The sequence below is a fragment of the Lysinibacillus sp. A1 genome (genome assembly GCF_000801965.1).
Lineage (GTDB): Bacteria > Bacillota > Bacilli > Bacillales_A > Planococcaceae > Lysinibacillus > Lysinibacillus fusiformis.
This window is the reverse complement of the sequence record NZ_JSZM01000021.1, coordinates 14,031-32,105: the sequence shown is the minus strand read 5'-3', so window position 1 is coordinate 32,105 and position 18,075 is coordinate 14,031. Positions and strand designations below refer to the sequence as shown.

15 protein-coding genes are annotated in these 18,075 nt (G+C 37.6%); 4 read left to right on the top strand and 11 right to left on the bottom strand.

Translation table 11 applies throughout. The annotated features are described in order from the left end of the window. Positions 1 to 52: 52 nt before the first annotated feature. The 5 genes from PI85_RS17045 to PI85_RS17025 all read right to left on the bottom strand — a co-directional run bounded on the left by PI85_RS17045 (position 53) and on the right by PI85_RS17025 (position 5,585). The gene (locus PI85_RS17045) at positions 53 to 1,837 is read right to left on the bottom strand and encodes a CotH kinase family protein (protein ID WP_036121699.1); all 1,785 of its coding nucleotides are present in this window, start codon (positions 1,835 to 1,837) and stop codon (positions 53 to 55) included. Between the two features lie 42 nt (positions 1,838 to 1,879). Next, positions 1,880 to 2,563, bottom strand: coding sequence for a DUF4956 domain-containing protein (locus PI85_RS17040; RefSeq protein ID WP_036121702.1), 684 nt, complete (start codon positions 2,561 to 2,563; stop codon positions 1,880 to 1,882). A gap of 17 nt (positions 2,564 to 2,580) precedes the next feature. Beyond that, positions 2,581 to 3,282, bottom strand: a complete 702-nt coding sequence (locus PI85_RS17035) for a polyphosphate polymerase domain-containing protein (protein ID WP_036121705.1) — start codon at positions 3,280 to 3,282, stop codon at positions 2,581 to 2,583. 214 nt (positions 3,283 to 3,496) lie between these two features. Beyond that, positions 3,497 to 4,915, bottom strand: a complete 1,419-nt coding sequence (locus PI85_RS17030) for a HAMP domain-containing sensor histidine kinase (RefSeq protein WP_036121707.1) — start codon at positions 4,913 to 4,915, stop codon at positions 3,497 to 3,499. Further along, positions 4,899 to 5,585 (bottom strand): response regulator transcription factor, encoded by a 687-nt coding sequence (locus PI85_RS17025; protein ID WP_036121709.1) that lies wholly within the window; start codon positions 5,583 to 5,585, stop codon positions 4,899 to 4,901. The genes PI85_RS17030 and PI85_RS17025 overlap by 17 nt, the downstream gene beginning before the upstream one ends. Before the next feature lie 216 nt (positions 5,586 to 5,801). On the opposite strand from PI85_RS17025, the gene PI85_RS17020 reads away from it, so the two are divergent. Beyond that, positions 5,802 to 6,137: a heme oxygenase gene (locus PI85_RS17020; protein ID WP_036121712.1), complete on the top strand. Its 336-nt coding sequence runs from the start codon at positions 5,802 to 5,804 to the stop codon at positions 6,135 to 6,137. Between the two features lie 150 nt (positions 6,138 to 6,287). Here PI85_RS17020 and PI85_RS17015 read toward each other — a convergent pair whose 3' ends face one another. Continuing rightward, positions 6,288 to 7,307, bottom strand: a complete 1,020-nt coding sequence (locus tag PI85_RS17015) for a YeiH family protein (RefSeq protein ID WP_036127468.1) — start codon at positions 7,305 to 7,307, stop codon at positions 6,288 to 6,290. Positions 7,308 to 7,420: 113 nt separating this feature from the next. On the opposite strand from PI85_RS17015, the gene PI85_RS17010 reads away from it, so the two are divergent. Beyond that, positions 7,421 to 8,323 carry a LysR family transcriptional regulator gene (locus tag PI85_RS17010; RefSeq protein ID WP_036121715.1) on the top strand — a complete coding sequence of 301 codons (903 nt, stop codon included), beginning with the start codon at positions 7,421 to 7,423 and terminating at the stop codon, positions 8,321 to 8,323. Here the strand turns inward: PI85_RS17010 and PI85_RS17005 are convergent. Next, entirely contained in the window at positions 8,320 to 9,237 is a 918-nt protein-coding gene (locus PI85_RS17005; protein WP_008180625.1) for a LysR family transcriptional regulator, read from the bottom strand. The genes PI85_RS17010 and PI85_RS17005 overlap by 4 nt on opposite strands. Positions 9,238 to 9,358: 121 nt before the next feature. Between PI85_RS17005 and PI85_RS17000 the strand changes: the two genes are divergently transcribed. Beyond that, positions 9,359 to 10,549 (top strand): coenzyme F420-0:L-glutamate ligase, encoded by a 1,191-nt coding sequence (locus PI85_RS17000; RefSeq protein ID WP_036121718.1) that lies wholly within the window; start codon positions 9,359 to 9,361, stop codon positions 10,547 to 10,549. Between the two features lie 186 nt (positions 10,550 to 10,735). Here the strand turns inward: PI85_RS17000 and PI85_RS16995 are convergent, their stop codons facing one another. From PI85_RS16995 to PI85_RS16980, 4 genes are all read right to left on the bottom strand, one after another. Continuing rightward, entirely contained in the window at positions 10,736 to 11,371 is a 636-nt protein-coding gene (locus tag PI85_RS16995; RefSeq protein WP_036121721.1) for an RNA ligase family protein, read from the bottom strand. Between the two features lie 24 nt (positions 11,372 to 11,395). Continuing rightward, entirely contained in the window at positions 11,396 to 12,352 is a 957-nt protein-coding gene (locus PI85_RS16990; RefSeq protein WP_036121724.1) for an AAA family ATPase, read from the bottom strand. A 154-nt stretch (positions 12,353 to 12,506) separates the two neighbouring features. Beyond that, on the bottom strand, positions 12,507 to 13,685 hold the full coding sequence (locus PI85_RS16985; protein WP_327062276.1) for an amidohydrolase: 1,179 nt from the start codon (positions 13,683 to 13,685) through the stop codon (positions 12,507 to 12,509). A 20-nt stretch (positions 13,686 to 13,705) separates the two neighbouring features. Beyond that, complete coding sequence (locus PI85_RS16980) at positions 13,706 to 15,118, bottom strand: YfcC family protein (protein WP_036121727.1); 1,413 nt, start codon at positions 15,116 to 15,118, stop codon at positions 13,706 to 13,708. 576 nt (positions 15,119 to 15,694) lie between these two features. Here PI85_RS16980 and helD point away from each other — a divergent pair. Beyond that, positions 15,695 to 17,998 (top strand): RNA polymerase recycling motor HelD, encoded by a 2,304-nt coding sequence (helD, locus tag PI85_RS16975; RefSeq protein ID WP_036121729.1) that lies wholly within the window; start codon positions 15,695 to 15,697, stop codon positions 17,996 to 17,998. The last annotated feature ends 77 nt before the right edge of the window (positions 17,999 to 18,075 follow it).

Here is an 18,075-nt window from a genome sequence, read left to right as displayed (position 1 = left end):
TAGCACGAGAAAAAGCAAAAACCATACCCAAAAGTTTGGATATGGTCATTTTTTAATAGCCTCTACGCTTAAATCTATAAACAAAGAGAAGTGAAAGGAGTAATAATACTAAGGATGCAATGATGGTAATCACTGTAGTCTTATCAATAGTGGCCGCTGGATCGGCGATTTCATTATTGGCACCAGGCATGCCCATCGGCGCTCCGTTTTCATCGGGGCGCTGCATAGGCCCACCATTTGGACCTTCTCCCCTCCCTGGTCCATTGCCTTCTTTGTTAAACGGAGGACCTTGAGATGGATCAAAGTTCTCAGGTAGCTGACTCGGATCAAAATTATCAGGCATAGCATTCATTTCTCCATTTTCATTTGGAATCGGCATCATATTTCCCTGAGAGGTTGTCGATGCTTCCACAACGAGCTCCCCAGAGAGCTGTTTTAAAATAGATTCGGAGCGCTGCTTTGCAAACTCTGGTAAACTATTCTCACCTTCAACTGCCTCTAAAAACTGTTCCGTCGTAGAAAATTTAGTTGGATCCGCTTCGACATAGGTTGTTAAAAGCACCGCTAATTTTTTTGTCATGGATTGTACATAATCCTCTGTTAAATAATTCGTCGTTAACTCTTTTAAATAGCCTTCATATTGAGCCCGATATTTCTCATTAGAAAGTAAGGCATTTAGTAGTGGCCGTTCCTCCAAAGTTGTGCCAGAGACAGGAGTAGTCACACTAAAATTAATAGCACTTTCGGACATTAGATTTCCTGACATGCCCATATCCATGTTAAACTGGCCATTCTGTTGTTGCCTATCCACACCCGCTTGATCCGTTTGTCCATTGTTCTCCATTGGTGAACTTTTTGAATTAGAAGCATCCACTGGCTTTTGACGATTTTCTGTACCCATTCCCATTCCACCGCCACCTGCTCCAAAGCCACCAAAGGACATATTGTAATCCCAAGGGATAATTGAAAACTTGCCATTCTGTTCGTATAAATAATAGTTATGCTTCATATTCCCTTGGTAACTGTCTAAATTTACAAGTGCCGTATTGACGGCGAAATATCGTAGCATTTCATCGACATCTAAATATTTCTCAATGTCTCCACCATTATTAATAGCATCCAGCATTTCCACAAATTTGGATTGATCCATATTATCTTTATTTGTTTTTAAACCAATACCTGTATAATCCGTCATATCGTCACTTATATATTTTAAATCACTGCCTGTCCCATCTGGCTTAAATAAAAAGCCATTATTGGAGCCATAGTTATTAGCTAGGAACGTTTCATCCACTGCTTCTACGCCTAAAAACAAACCACGCTCCTCACCATTTACGGTGACATACATATAGGAATGTGCTGGCGTTGGTAAGCCCATTTGCTCCATTAATTCATAGGATATATACTCTCGCATTAATGTAGAGTCACTATAATTATTATTTAAATTTAACTTTTTCAAGCCATATAAGCTTTGAGTATCATCATAATAATCAAAATCAATTTTTAAGCTATAACGATCTGAGTCACTGTTGATGACTGATCGTAACGTTAAATTTCCTTTAGTGCGTATAGCCACATTCTCAATTTTCTTGCCGTTTACTGTAATATCTGCCTGTTTTAACTCTTCATCTGCCGCATTTTCCAGCATGTCAGCCCAATCTTCCTCGGCTATCTCGATATCGACTGTAGTAACTTTGTTTTTATTAAAAATTATATTCTCATAAGAGAACTCGGTATTCTTTGTTTCAATGCCTACATTCGGAAGTACAGCATATATCACGACAAAGAGAAGGAGAAGAATTGCCATGCATAGGTAGACAATTCGGGTTTTAATCATCACTGACACCTCGCTTTGGAATCCTTTTTGTGAAAACAGTCATTATGCTGTAAAGTTCCCGTCATAGCTTAGCATAATGGCAGATTTTACACCTGGCACTTTTGTTAGTAGATCCATTAGTTTAGCATCGTTTTGTTTGACGCGAATTTCATACGTAGTTTCCATTTCCTCATTGTTCATAATCGACTTCGATTTGAGGGCGAATTTTTTTGTTTGTGCAGCTATAATTCGCTCCACCTCTTGAGATGCTAGCTCTTCCTCAAACTTTACAATTAATAAATAAGGATTTTCTACTGTAATTTTATTTACAAATACTAACAACACAAGACCAATTAACACCGCTCCAATAATGACTAAAGGAATAAAACCTGCCCCACATAAAATACCTGAAACAATTGCCCAGAAAATATAAACTAAATCCATAGGATCCTTAATAGGCGTTCGGAAACGCACAATGGATAATGCACCAACCATACCAAGAGATAGAAGAACATTCGAACTGATCCCCATAATCACGAGTGCTGTCGCCATTGTCATAATGAGCAATGCAATATTGAATGAATGAGAGTAAATCACTCCGTTAAAGGTTTTCTTATAAACTGCGTAAATGAAAAGCCCAATGAAAAATGCTACGACCAAACCAATAATTGAATCGATTAATGAAAAAGATGTTGTTTTTTCTAAAAAATTAGATTTAAAAATATCACTAAATGTAATTGTATCCATCGTTCGTTCTCCTTTTATTAGCCGTACATACGACTAAGTTGATATTTTGAATAAGCCTCGGCACGTGTATCTACAGACTGAAGTAAATATTTGATGATGTCCGGTAAATAGTCATCATATTTCACCTCTAAAATCACTAGGTTTTGTTCTAGTACATCCACCATGGGTAAGCTTGGATTAAACATATCTGTATTGCGTAAGCTGGATTGCACCTTACTATCAAAAGTTACTCGCACATTACCAAATGGGTAAATATACGCCTCTCGCTCATAATCTACTACTGTTGTTGGTCTAAGTTGGCTGTAACTCATCTCCTGATATAAGTCCCTAATCAGTCCTCGCTCATCCTCCTCCATCCATGAAATATCTCCAAGACGCATTTTTTCATATTCAGCTTGAGCTATTGCACACTTCGTTTTAAAGGTTAAATTATTCCGTTTACTCTTGCGCTCAAGATTGATAATGGCACTAGATTGACCGTATATTCGTACACGGTATTTATCTCGATTAATATAGCCTTCCTTTTTCTCATTGAGCACTTTATTCGCAAAATTATCGAAGTACGTACTTCGAATTACATATTTCCCATCCGCACCCGCATGCTTGTCCAGCTGCATAATATACTGTAGCTTGGCTTTTAATAACGCATAGTCTGGATAGGAAATCGCCTGTTTAATTTCTTGACGACCATTTGGATTAAATGAGGTTACTATAGGCATATACATCTCACTCCCTACTAAATTTTCATTGTCATAAAGCGGCTGAAGCCCAAGATAGCAAAAGCATCTTTTTGCTCGTTTCTCGTCTACACTGTTTACTATAAAGAGCGTTTGTGTCAGGCAGATGTCAACTTTACATTTTCTTCACTGATATTTTACAAATCATTTCTGGCCTGTTGTTGCCATGAAGCCCATAAAAAAAGCTACCACGCCTTTACGACGTAGTAGCTTTTTGCAATAGTAATTCAAAGGAAGTTCCTGTGGCATGACTTTCGATTAGTTTTAAGTCACCACCAATAGATTGTGCCATCATTTTACTAAGAGGTAATCCAAGACCTAACCCTCGAATGGCATATTTTTTATTCTCTCCTCTATAAAAACGCTCAAATATAAATGCCTGATCCTCTACAGGAATACCTCGACCTGTATCCGTTACAATAATGGAGACCGTATTCCCTTGCTCTTTAAGTGTTAGCGTTACAGATCCTATATCCATCGACTGTTTAGCATTGGTTAATAAGTTCGTCATAATTTGCTGAATACGGACAATATCTACCTGTACATGGATGGCAGGATCAACTAGGTGCAAGCTTACATGCACACTGTCATCTTCCTGCATTACTTCCCACTGTGCGACCGCCTCCCGCAGAAGTTGATTGACATTTACAGTCTCAAGCTTCACCGGAATCGCATCTACTGCAAAGTGGTTAAAAGCAAGTAAATCACCGACCATTGTTTTCATTTTTGTTGTTTCGATCACAGCCATATCAATAAATTCCATTGCATCTTGTCCTGTTACAACGCCATCCTTTACAGCTTGTAATAGCCCACTTATAGAAGTGACCGGTGTTTTCAGTTCATGGGTGACACCTGCCAATAATTCTGTTCTGGTTTTCTCCAGCTGTTCAAGTTTTTGAGCCATATTTTCAAAGGAAGTTACAAGCTCATATACCTCTTTTTCCTTACAATCCTGAGGTAAATCGACTGAATAGCTACCCTCCTGCACTTGTTTTGCTGCTGCTGCTACTTGTTTGATGGGACGTGCTAATCGTTTGGATAAAAAATAGATAGCAACCCAGCCTAACAAAGCCAACGCCCCAATCAATATAGCAAGCTGACCATAGGCTTGATTCACTCTTGTTAAATTTTCTTTCTTCTCCACTACTAGCACCCAGCCAATTAGCTCCTGACTATTTTCTATTTTTCTTTTGACCACATATTGAACAGGCTCTAATCCTATCGTTAATTCCTTTGTACCTTCTTCACCATCTAACATACTCTCTACATTTTTAGCACTGCCTGGTGGTACAGGGCGGTTACTTGTTATGATATTGCCCTTTGTATCGACTACATACAGGATAGGATCAATTTCTCTCATAGTAAAACGTTCCCGATCCCCAATGAAACCAGGAATACCGTTAAACGGCCCATTATTGAGTCCCGAATTATCGGTTAAACGATAGACCGTCTCATCCGCTAAAAACTCCATCATCTCTAGTCGATTTTCAAACGTCGTATGGCGAATCCAAGCTGCCGAAATCAAGGAAATTATAGCTAAACCTATAAATAGTGTAAGTAAGTAACGGCTTGTCCAATATTGAAGTAAAGATATTCTTTTATTTCTTTTGAACACTCAGCTGATACCCCAATCCACGTAGTGTCTTTATTTCGCCCTCTGTTTCATCCCAATCCATCAACGCTTTGCGAAGCCGTTTCACTGCTAAGTCTACCGCTCGATCACTTCCGTCATACTCCCAGCCCCAAACATGATCAATAAGCTGATCACGCGTAAATGTTTGGTTCGGATGGTCAGCTAAAAATAAAAGCACCGATAAATCTCTAGGCGTTAATAGTATTTCCTTCCCTCTTAGAAACACTCTATGTGCCTTCCTATCAATTTCGAGAGAACCGTAACGCTTTAAAGAGGATGAATCGGTGCTTCCTTCAGCCCGTCTTAAAACGGCCTTCACTCTCGCAACAACTTCATCTGCAATAAAGGGCTTTGGAATATAATCGTCTGCTCCTTGGTCAAATCCTTCTAAACGGTAATTAACCTCGCCTAAAGCAGTTAACATTATAATAGGACAAGCACTGTATTCTCTAATTTCCTTTAAAATAATCCAACCATTTTTCTCAGGCAGCATAATATCTAGTAACACTAAATCTGGTTGAGTCTCAATAAATTTATCTAAAGCCTCACCACCACTAAAGCACTGTGTTACATCATAGCCGACCTTTTTTAAATAAACTTTTAACACCTGGCTAATTGCATATTCGTCTTCTATTACTAATATATGCGCCATTTTTGTTCACCTCGCGACTAACTAGCTCTTATGTTTATTATAGCACCGGATTATGTCAGTTAAATGTCAGCATATAAGCAGAAGTTTACTTACGATGAGAATATATTGAGGACTTCTATTGACAATGTCTTCCTCAGCCACTTATCATTGATTGCGAATGATAATCAGTGATAATTCATTCAAAAACCTAGTAAATGAAAATAAGGGGGGAAAAGCATGATCATTGTTACAAATCGTATTCAAGTGAAGCCAGGTTTTGCAGCAAGAATGGCTCCAAACTTTACAAAACCAGGTCCTCTACAACAATTTGAAGGCTTCCATAAAGTAGAGGTATTAATTTCAACTGATGATCCTACTTATGACGAAATGAGTGTTAATATGTATTGGGAATCCAAGGAGCATTTCCAAGCATGGCGTAATAGCGATGCATTTGCTGCAGCCCATCACCGTCCAAGTTCAGGCTCTGAAGGGGAAAAAACGGATAGCCCAATTATCGGTAGCAAAATAGTAGTTGCTGAATTAGCAACTTCCATTGAAGCATTACGTTCATAAACACACTAAATATTTATACATGATCTTCTGATTCTATCTAAAAAGCCCTGCATGTTGACATACAATGCAGGGTCTTTTTCATTAAGATAGTTTGTACAGCATCTTTTAATAAATGATTAGTCCTAATATACAGGGAGATATTTTTCATCATCATGCTAAAAAAATAACAAGAAAATAGCCTAACACGGATAGACAAACTGAACCAATTAAACCAGCAACAAATGCCTTTACTCCAAGCTCCTTAAACGTTTTAATCTCAACATTTAACCCAAGACCAGCCATCGCCATAGCAATCAAAATGTAAGCAATATTTACAAGGGCTTGCGCCACATAAGCTGGTATAATACCTAATGAATTAATCGCACTCATTGCCAAAAAACCTACTATAAACCACGGTATGATTGACAATGAAAATGGTTTTTTCTCTTCCCCTTTAGCCGTTCTTCGATAGAAAATACCGATTATAATGGCTACTGGTACAAGCAATGCGACCCGTGTTAACTTTACAATGACCGCTATATCAATGGCTTCATTTCCACCTGCAGATGCAGCGGCAATTACATGAGCAATTTCATGTAAGGTACCACCTGCGAAAATGCCATACTCTGTTGGCGTTAAATTCATAACAGCATAAAGCACTGTATAAACAAGTGTAAATACCGTTCCTAATAACGCAACAATGGCTGCCCCCACAGCGGTTTCCTTTTCATTTGCTTTAATTTGAGGTGCGATTGCCACTACAGCAGCAGCTCCACAAATGGCGGTTCCACAAGCCGTTAGTATCCCTAGCTTTTGATCCACTTGAAAAATTTTTGTAAGACCGTACACTACGATTAATGCAAATAATAAATTAATGACGGCAATCAAAAAAACATTGGCTCCAGCGTGATAAATATCAGCTAAATTTAAACGCATCCCCAATAAAATAATACCGAATCGTAATAGCTTCTTACTGGAAAATGCAATTCCAACTTGCCAGGAATCCTGTACTTTAAATGCTGCACGCCAAGCCATCCCTAATATAATAGCAATGACCAATTGCCCCAATATTGAAAAGAAAGGAAAAGTAGCAATATATTTTGCAACTAAGGCTATAAAGAGTGTTAGTAATAGTCCCTTTAGAAAGTTTGGATGAAGTGCGTATTTCCCTTTGCTCTGTCCATTAATCATGATGTTCACTTCTTTCTCCTTTGTTGATTTCTACTTTATTAAAAAGCTCATGATTAGTAAAATACATATATATAATAGTTATTATTAATATTTCTAATTACAGAGGTGTAGATATGCAATATGAGGCTTTAAAAACGTTCATCACACTGGTAGAGGTCAATAATTTTACAAAGGCCTCAGAAATACTTCATATTTCACAACCAAGTGTCAGCTTACACATTAAAAACCTTGAGCAGGAATTACAAACTACTTTATTTATTCGTTCACCAAAATCTGTACAAATTACACCAACTGGTGAAATTCTCTATAAACGGGCTAAGCAGATTATGGCTATCACTGAGGCAGCTAAGGATGACATTGCAGCCTATCATCAAGAAGTTCAAGGGACACTTGTCATAGGTGCTAGTTTTACCATTGGAGAATATATATTGCCTCCCATTATCGCTAGCTTGCAACAACGCTTCCCACAACTTGAGCTTCAAATTATTATTGGTAATACGAAAGAAATCATTCAATATACAAAATTATTGCAAGTTGATATTGGCCTGATAGAAGGACAGGCACACGACAATGAACTTTTGATAAAGCCATTTATGCAGGATGAGCTGTTTATTGTCAGTGCAAGTAATCATCCACTGACAAAGCAACAGCCAATTTCTGCGGACAAGCTTCAACAGCAAAGCTGGGTTGCGCGTGAGGAAGGCTCCGGCACACGTTATTATTTAGATCATTTATTTAGAGCTAATGGTTTACTGGTTCAATCACTGTTAACCATTAGCAGTAATCAGGGCGTTAAAGAAAGCGTTATGCAAGGACTTGGGCTTTCCCTACTGTCTGCGTGTGTCATTGAGCGTGAGTTGAAAAATGGTGATATGGCGATTCTCTCCCTTGAAGGACAGCATTTTATGCGGACATTTTCTTATCTTTGTTCGCCAACTATGAAAAATAAGCGGAATGTCGATATTTTAATTGAAGCATTATCAAAAAAAAGCTTAGCTGACTTTTCTCGTCGCTAAGCTTTTTTGATGGTTCTTCTAGTATTAAAACGTTTATGTTCAATGATTTCGACAAATTTGGTCGCCGCTCGAGAAAGGGGTACGGTCTTTAAAAAGCACATACCTATACTCCTTGGCGGAATTTTCCCATTTAAAGATAATTCGTATAGAAGCCCTCGGTGGAGATAATCCTTTGAAAACTCTTTTGTAACACATGCGATTCCGAGATTACTACGGGCAAATTCTAATACAAGATCATGTGAACCTAACTCAAACTCAGGTTCAATATGAACCCCATTGGATAGTAAGAAATCCTCTACATATTTGCGTGAATTAGATTTTTTCTCTAGGAAAATAAGCGGGAATTTTAACAGATCCTCATAGCTTAAACTTTTAGAAGCCAGTGTCTTATATTTCTCCCCACAGACAAAAATATCTTGAATATCCGTACATACCGTTAACTGTAATGTCGAATCCTCTATAGGAAAATTACAAAAACCGATATCCACCTCACCCGATTTAATAAAATTGCAAATTTCAGAGGTAGTACCATTTAGCATTTCCAACTTAATATTCGGATACATCGTATGAAATGCTTCTAAATAAGGCATAAGGAAAAAACGTGAAATCGTATCTCCTACGCCAATCTTTAGTTGCCCAGTTGTTAAATTTTTAAATTCTAATAACTTTTCTTCACCCGCATCTAATAGTCCTAAAGCCGAATTTGTATATTCAAATAGCAGACTGCCCTCTGTTGTCAAAGTGACCCCCTTAGGCGTTCGATTAAAAAGACGTGTACCCAGCTCCTTTTCCAGTTGCATCATCGCTTGACTAACAGCAGGTTGAGTCATATATAAATCCTTGGCGGCTCTTGAAAAGCTATTATTTTTAGCTACAACACTAAAAACACGGTATAAATCTAATTTCCCTATCATATAAGCACCTCTTATAGCTAGTATATGAACTATTAATTTTACTTATATCATGAGTGAGGCGTATAGTAAAACCATATGGATTTTACATCACTTTACGAAAGTTAAATGAGGAGAGATTAAGTTGGAACGTGTAATCGGTACAGTTGTAAGAGGTCTTCGTGGTCCTATTATTAACGAAGGCGATCATATTGAACAAATCGTTGTAGATACGGTGTTAAATGCTGCGAAAGTAGAAGGTTACGCTATTGAGGATCGAGATATTGTGACCGTAACTGAGTCAGTAGTAGCACGTGCACAAGGGAACTACGCAACAATTGATGATATCGCTGTGGACGTGGCCGCGAAATTTGGCAATGATACTGTAGGAGTTATTTTCCCTATTTTAAGTCGAAATCGTTTTGCTAACTGTTTACGTGGTATTGCTAAGGGCGTTAAAAAGGTTGTCTTAATGCTAAGCTACCCATCTGATGAAGTTGGTAATCATCTTGTCGATATCGATGAGTTAGATGTAAAAGGCATTAATCCTTGGACAGATACATTAAATGAAGTGGAATTCCGCGAGCATTTCGGCTATAAAAAGCATACATTTACTGGTGTAGATTATATTGAATACTATAAAGAATTAATTGAAGCAGAAGGGGCTACATGTGAGGTCATCTTCTCCAATAACCCAAAAACAATTTTAGATTATACAAAGAGTGTTCTAGCATGTGATATTCACTCACGTTTCCGCACAAAGCGCATTTTAACAGCAAACGGTGCTGAAAAAGTTTACAGCCTTGATAATATTTTAGCTGAATCCATCAATGGTTCTGGTTTCAATGCTGAATATGGACTACTTGGCTCTAACAAAGCTACAGAAGATAGTATTAAGTTGTTCCCACATACTTGCCAGCCGATTGTTGACGGTATCCAAGCTAAAATCAAAGAAGCTACAGGAAAAACTGTAGAAGTTATGATTTACGGAGATGGTGCATTCAAAGATCCTGTGGGTAAGATTTGGGAGTTAGCAGATCCTGTTGTTTCTCCAGCCTTCACAGCCGGATTAAATGGAACTCCTAACGAGGTTAAATTAAAATATTTAGCAGATAATGACTTTGCTGATCTTCGAGGAGAAGAGTTAAAAGCTGCTATTTCTGAATACATTCAAAATAAAGATGAAGATTTAACAGGTCAAATGGCTGCACAAGGAACAACACCGCGCCGCTTAACTGACCTTATCGGCTCTCTATCTGATTTAACATCCGGTTCAGGGGACAAAGGAACTCCTATGATTTATATTCAAGGATATTTCGATAATTACACTAAATAATATAAAAGAACTCTCGTACTAGTGACGGGAGTTCTTTTTTGGATGGAGGATGACAGGAATCGAACCTGTAATCCCTAGATGAAAGGGATATGCAGCCTAGCAACTTCCTCATATATACGATGGTTGATTTATTCTATAAAGTATTACATTTTTCTCAGTCCTTTTCATAAATGAATGTAATTACGTTTATTTTAAACGGTTAGGTATTACTTCTTCTTGTAGCCAATGCTCACTTGTTTGAACATGATGAGGTCGCACAAATTTACCCAAATTATATTGGAAGTCCTCATAATGAAAGGATCCAGCATTTCGAATGACATAACCCTCTTGCTCACCATCAAACATTGATTTCCCAGTAAACATTCGTTTTATTTTACGCTCATCAAAAATCCCTCTGTATAAAACAGGCACCGTTTCAACACCTAATTTTTCCGCAAAGGCCACCGTCTCATCCCAACTTAAACAAATATTATCTTCATTCCAAATACTAAATAAATAAAAATAACTTGTTAATGCCTGATAATATATAGAATGCTTCGCATACATGTTTTCCCCACATAATCGCCAACTATCTGGGATCTGATAAGAAAAACTAGCATGGAATGTTTTGACCCAATGTCTAGAAGGATGGTTAGCTGAATGGATGCTTCTAGCATGCATATAGTCCTTGTACAGCGTTGTCCCTTCTCCATCTAACTTTTCAGTGACAACAACCTCTTTCCCAATAAAATGATTCACATTTTTAGCAACCTTGTCATCATGGGTATAGCTTCTGCTCCATGGTAAATGGAAGCTTCTTGGGTATTTCATTAATTTCGTCATATTTACACTTCCTTTCTTTTCTGTTTATTTAGCAAATTGGTCGGCTTCACGGAAAAAGTAAAGCTTTGTTAATAAATCCCCATCTAATAAATGATAAATTTCACTTCCCCCTTGATCGCCACCATACTGGATTAGCATATGGAATTGCACTAAATAGACGACCTTTAAAACAAAATCCTCTTCAAAGCCCAATTCCAATAAAAAATGACAAGCCCTCTGTGCCGATACATTTTCATGGCCAAAATAGCCAAATCGTTGTTGCAACGGTTTATACTTCTTACAAAATGGCTTACCCACATCATGGAATAATGCTGCTATTTGTAATGCCAGCTTATCACTTTCCGAATAGTATTCATTGATATAGGCAAAGACAAAATAAGTATGCTGACATAATAGGAATTGGTGATGTGGATTTTCTTGATTGAAATGATAAATCTCTTTAAAAAGTGGGATTGCTCGAAGTGTTTGAAAAAGCTCCTCATAATTGGGCTCACGTTGAATAAGCGAAATAAATTGTTGTTGGGAAATTGCATAGGGGCTAGATTCATGTACGATATGCACTTCATCAAACCCTTCTCCCGCCGTCGGAAATTCTAAATGCTTGCTCATTTTTTCCATTACCACTAACGGTACATTTCTCTTTCGTTGTTGGTTTCTAGCTACACATATGGAATAGGGCGTGTCAAAATAATAGCATTCCTTCCTAACCGAGCTTGGCAATTTACGTAGTGCAAATATCCTCCGCTCCCGTTCGATATTGGTAGCATCTACAATGACCGTATAACCCTTTGCCACAAGGTCATTAAGACGCTCATATAATGTACGAAAGACCTGACGTGATTTCTGTTTTGTTGCGTCACCAAATAACTCCTGACGTATAGCGTCACTAGAAAGAACAACAGCATTTTCTCTTTTCGCAAGCTGCTTCACAAATGTACTTTTTCCACTTCCAGGTAATCCAACTGTGAAAATTACCTTCATCTCTTCTCACCTCCCTTCCAGTTTCTATATCGTATAAGATAAACAATCCTTTAGTGCTTTTCAATATATCCTTACAAGCAATTTAAAAGGCACGAGTCATGTACTAAATCGCACTCATGCCTTCTATATGAATTATTTTTAGCTTACTTCACCCTTATGGACATAGTGTTCGTGCAATATTTTCAAAGTAACGAACACCATAAATTAGAGCTTCTTCATCAATTTTAAAACGAGGATGGTGTAATGGGTACGCTTCTCCAAACTCTTCGTTATGTACCCCTATAAATTGCATCGATGAAGGAACAACTTCTGAAAAATCTGCGAAATCCTCAGTACCAAACATTGGTCCAGGTAACTCCTTCACACCTGTATCTCCCACAATCTCTCCCGCTATACGGCGAGATAACGCTGTTAACTCTTTATCATTTGTAACAGAGGGACATCCTAGCTCCCATTTAATTTCTACCTTTGCACCGTGCATGGAAGCAATACTTGTAGCTATCTTTTCTAAATGTTTTCGCGCATCTACACGAATCGTAGAATCTAGTGAACGAATCGTTCCACCAAGCTCTGCTGTATCTGCAATAATATTTAAGGCCGTTCCACAATGAAATTTTGCCACCGTTAAAACAGGCGCATGTGTACTTGGTACTTTACGTGACACAATTGTTTGCAGAGCTACAACTATTTCAGAACCAATAAGTAATGGATCTATAGCGACCTCTGGTGTAGACGCATGGCCGCCTCGACCGTAGATTTTAATTTCAAAATCATCGGCTGCTGCAGTAAATTTACCATCTTTCATAGCAAATTGTCCTACCTCATAATCAGGGCTCACATGTAGAGCAAAGGCATAATCGACATTTTCTACAATTCCTAGGGCTACTAGTTGAGCAGCTCCTCCAGGCGTCACCTCTTCAGCATGCTGAAAAACAAAACGAATTTCTCCACAAAAATCTGTCCCACGCTCAGCCAATGCTTTTGCTGCACCAAGTAGCATCGCTGGGTGGGCATCATGACCACACGCATGCATGACTCCAGGATTGGTTGATTTAAAAAGTAAATCCGTTTCTTCTTCAATCGGCAATGCATCAATATCAGCTCGTAGTAAAATGGTATGCCCCTTATTTTCTGTTTTCGTCCCCTTTAAAAATGCGCATACACTCGTCTCTGTTAAACGCTTCACCTCTAAATGTGGAAAGGTTACTAGTTGATTATAAATATATCGGGCTGTCTCATACTCCTGATGTGATAATTCTGGATACATATGCAAATGCTGACGCCATTTTATTACCTGTTGTTTTAAATCAATTGTTTCTACCAATCTAATCACTCCTACTATTTGATATATTATTAAAATGGTCCATAGTTTATGAGATGTGCAATGACTAATAAGACAATGGCTAAGCTTGTCTGTATAAGGAAATAAGGAAATACCCATCTAACCCATTTTGAAAATGGGATACCTGCGATTGCTAATCCTGCTAATAAAACCCCACTCGTTGGAATAACCATATTTGAAATACCATCACCAAATTGGAAAGCCAGCACTGCAGTTTGCCTAGTTACACCAATTAAATCTGCTAAGGGTGTCATAATCGGCATTGTTAACGCTGCTTGTCCACTTCCAGATGGTACTAAGAAATTTAAGCAAAGCTGCAGTAAAAACATCCCTACTGCATTGATAGAAGCTGGTAGAACACTTACGGCATTAGAAACAAAATGCAGAATAGTATCAATTAATCCTCCATTCGTCGTAATTACTAAAATGGTTTGGGCAAATCCAATGATTAGAGCTCCTTCTACCATATCTCGAGCTCCCATAATAAAACCTTCAGCCATTTTATTCGGTCCAATCTTACATATAATAGACATAATAATACTACTCAATAAAAAGATGCCGCCAATTTCACTTATATACCATTGGAACTTTATTACCCCTACAATTAATGCAACAAAATTAACTAATAGTACGAGTAATGCTAGTAAATGTCGTGTACTTATTTTAAAGTCCAGATCAATCTTTATGCTTTCCTCCGGATTAAACTTTCCATAAATCCCTTTCGATGGGTCGCTTTTCACTTTTTTAGCATGTCTATATATAAAAAGGACTGTCAAAATATAAAAAACGGCAAACACGACTATTCGATATGACATCCCTGAATACATTGGAAGCTCCGCAATTGTTTGAGCGACACCAATGTTAAAAGGGTTTGTAATGCCCGATGTAAAGCCCGTTGCTAATGTACCGAGCATAACGATTGCAAAGCCTGTCATTGCATCCATACCCAGTGCCATTGTTAAAGGGATAATGATGGCTATATATACTAGCGTATCCTCTGCAGAGCCAATTAATGTTCCTAAACTAGCAAATATTAATACGAGAATAGGGATTAATACGTACTCCTTTTTCCCAAACTTAGAGGCCATCACTTTAATAAACGAATCAATAGCACCCGTTTTTTGCATGATCCCTAAAGCTCCACCAAATAGAAAGACAAATAAAATGATGGGAGCACCCTCAAGCATCCCCAAATGCACACTATTAAATATTTCAAGGAAGCCAACAGGATTGGAGCTTATGTATTGAAAGGATTCTGGATCAACAACCATTCTCCCATTACTCTCAACTCTTTCATACTGTCCCGCTGGTAAAATATACGTTAATAGCGACATCACTAAAATAATAATAAACATTAATACAAATGCATTAATTCCCTTTATACGTGGTTCATCTTCTTTTTTTTCTTGATGCAGGTTTACCATAACCGTCTCCCCCTACTATTTATTATTCTTTAAACCGAGACATAGACAACATAGCAATTAGGCAAATGATTATACCTCTATTTTTCCGTTACACGGAAAATCATTCCGATTAACGGAAACTTTATACTCAAGAATAAAAAATAGAATATAAAATGTCAATATATTTTGATAATTCAAATAAATACATTTCTACTAAAAGGACACGTAATTAATACTCATTTCTATAAAAACAGGAATAATTCCGGACTTTTCTACATATAAAAAAGACTGCTCCACCTTTTCGTAGAGCAGTCTATGCATATCAATATTTTATTACCTTACACCATTATTGTATCATGAATTTACAAAAATTACTAGACTATACTTCTTGCTGAAGTAGATGTATGATAAATTTCCTGATTCAATCACCATACTAAATCTCCTTGAGATAATTACGTTTGAGGACTTTCGAGTTATTCAAAGGATCAGTGTTCAGCCATTGAAAAGGAATCACAATTACCTACATCCCACCATCTATATAGATAAGGGTTCATGCCGAGCGAAGATAATAACTATGGAGAGGAATGTGAGTAGACATTGGAAAATCAACATGAGTGGATGGAAGAAAAGCAGCACCTTGAGCATTGTTTAAATATCATTGATGCCAAAATGAAGGAATTACTGCTTCAAGAAAAGGGCTTTAAAGAAAATGCTGTCGCCATTAAGAAAACTTTCTGGAACGATGTCAGAGTCAATTTAGATACTGCTGAGGATGTTGATGAAACATTTTTTGCTATTAAACAACAAGTAGAGCTACTTTCAGATTCAGAACTTGCACAGCAAAGGGCCATTCGAAATGTGAAGGTTTATGAACGTTTACAGCAGTCACCCTATTTTGCACGAATCGATTTTTTACAAAGTGAGCATTCTGAACCTCTAAAAATTTATATAGGTGTTGCCACACTTTTGGATGAGCAAGATGAAAACATCATCATTTATGACTGGCGTGCACCCATTTCCAGTATGTATTATGATTGCACTCCTGGTGAAGCTTCCTACGAAACTACAACGGAGGATATTCACGGTGAGATGCTGCTTAAACGGCAATTTATTATTAAAAATGGTCAGCTACAATCCATGTTTAATACCGGCTTAACCATTGGTGATGACTTATTGCTCGATATCCTTGCACAAAATGCAAACGAACATATTCGCAGTATCGTTGCCACCATTCAAGCGGAACAAAACAAAATTATTCGCCATATCCACTCACGTTACCTCATAGTAGAGGGTGTTGCGGGTAGTGGTAAAACGGCCGTTGCACTCCAACGAGTGGCTTATTTATTATACCGATATCGTAATGAAATGACAGCAGATCAAATTTTATTAATCACGCCTAACCAGCTTTTTAATCAATATGTCCATACTGTCCTACCTGATTTAGGTGAAGACAATATGCAACAACTAACGTTTATTGAATATGCTGAAAAACGTTTAGGTCGTCAGTTCCAATTAGAATACCCTTATGAGCAGCTTGAAGATCTATTAACAGAAAAAGATGAAGCTCAATATGTAACAAAATTAAATAGCATTTCATTTAAAGCAAGCCTGACTTACAAGCAATTGATCGACCAATATGTAAGTTATTTGTCGAACAAAGGCTTATTATTTAAAAATATTGTTTTTCGTGGAGAACGAATTATTACTGCACAGGAAATTACGGAATACTTTTATTCGTTCCCATCCTCCATGTCGATACCAAACCGCCTACAATTAGTGAAGGAATGGTTATTACAGCAATTAACGAAAATTGAAAGAGCTGAGCGTACGAAGGATTGGGTAGAAGAAGCAACTGAGCTATTAGACAAGGAAGACTACTCCAAGTCTTACAGTGAGCTCTTATATGAGGGACGCTATACAGAAAACTCATTTGATGATTTTGATCATGAACGCAAAAAATTAGCGCGCCAAATTGTAAAAAAGCATTTTAAACCTTTACGAAACTCTGTCAATCAATTAAGGTTCCTTCATATATTAGGTACCTATCGTCAACTCTTTGATATATCTAATACTCTCAATCAAGACTTTCAGCAGCTTGTCCCAGACAATTGGGAGGATATTTGCCAAAACACCCTTCCTAATTTAGCAAAACGATTAATTGCTTATGAAGATGCAGCCCCGTTTTTATATTTACAGGATAAAATTGAAGGTCAGCAAACAAATACAACAATTCGCCATGTACTAATTGATGAAGCACAAGATTATTCACCATTCCAACTAACCGTCTTACAGCAGTTATTCCCTAAAGCGCGTATGACAATTTTAGGCGATAGCCATCAAACCATACATCCGCATACCTTTGATAATCCTTCACTGCTTGACCCTCAATTGTATGGTGAGCAGGCCGAAAAGATGATTTTAACGAAAAGCTATCGTTCAACAAAGCAAATCATTCAGCTCACGGCTAAAATTTTAAATGATGGTAGTGAAGTAGAGGCGTTTAACCGAAATGGTCTAGAACCTTCGATTACAATATTGCCAAATGAGTTGGAGTTAAATAAACAAATTATTCAGAGCATCAACGACCTATCTCATAAATTTGAAACGATCGCTGTTATTTGTAAAACTGCAGCGGAATGCTCAGCAGTGTTTGAACAATTAAGCCATCACGTTGATATTCAACTTATTACACACAATACTAAGCAATTTAAAAAGGGGATATTATTACTTCCTGCTTATATGGCAAAGGGGATCGAATTTGACGCGGTCCTGATTTATAATGCATCAGCCGCCAACTATTCACGAGAAACAGAACGTAACTATTTCTATACAGCCTGTACGAGAGCTATGCATGAGTTACACATTTATTCCATCAATAAATTAACGTACTTCCTTCAATGATAGGGAAGTGTTGCATGCACGAAGTGATTTCCATTCAGGGCTACAAAGCTCCAGACGACACCCCTGTATACATGGAG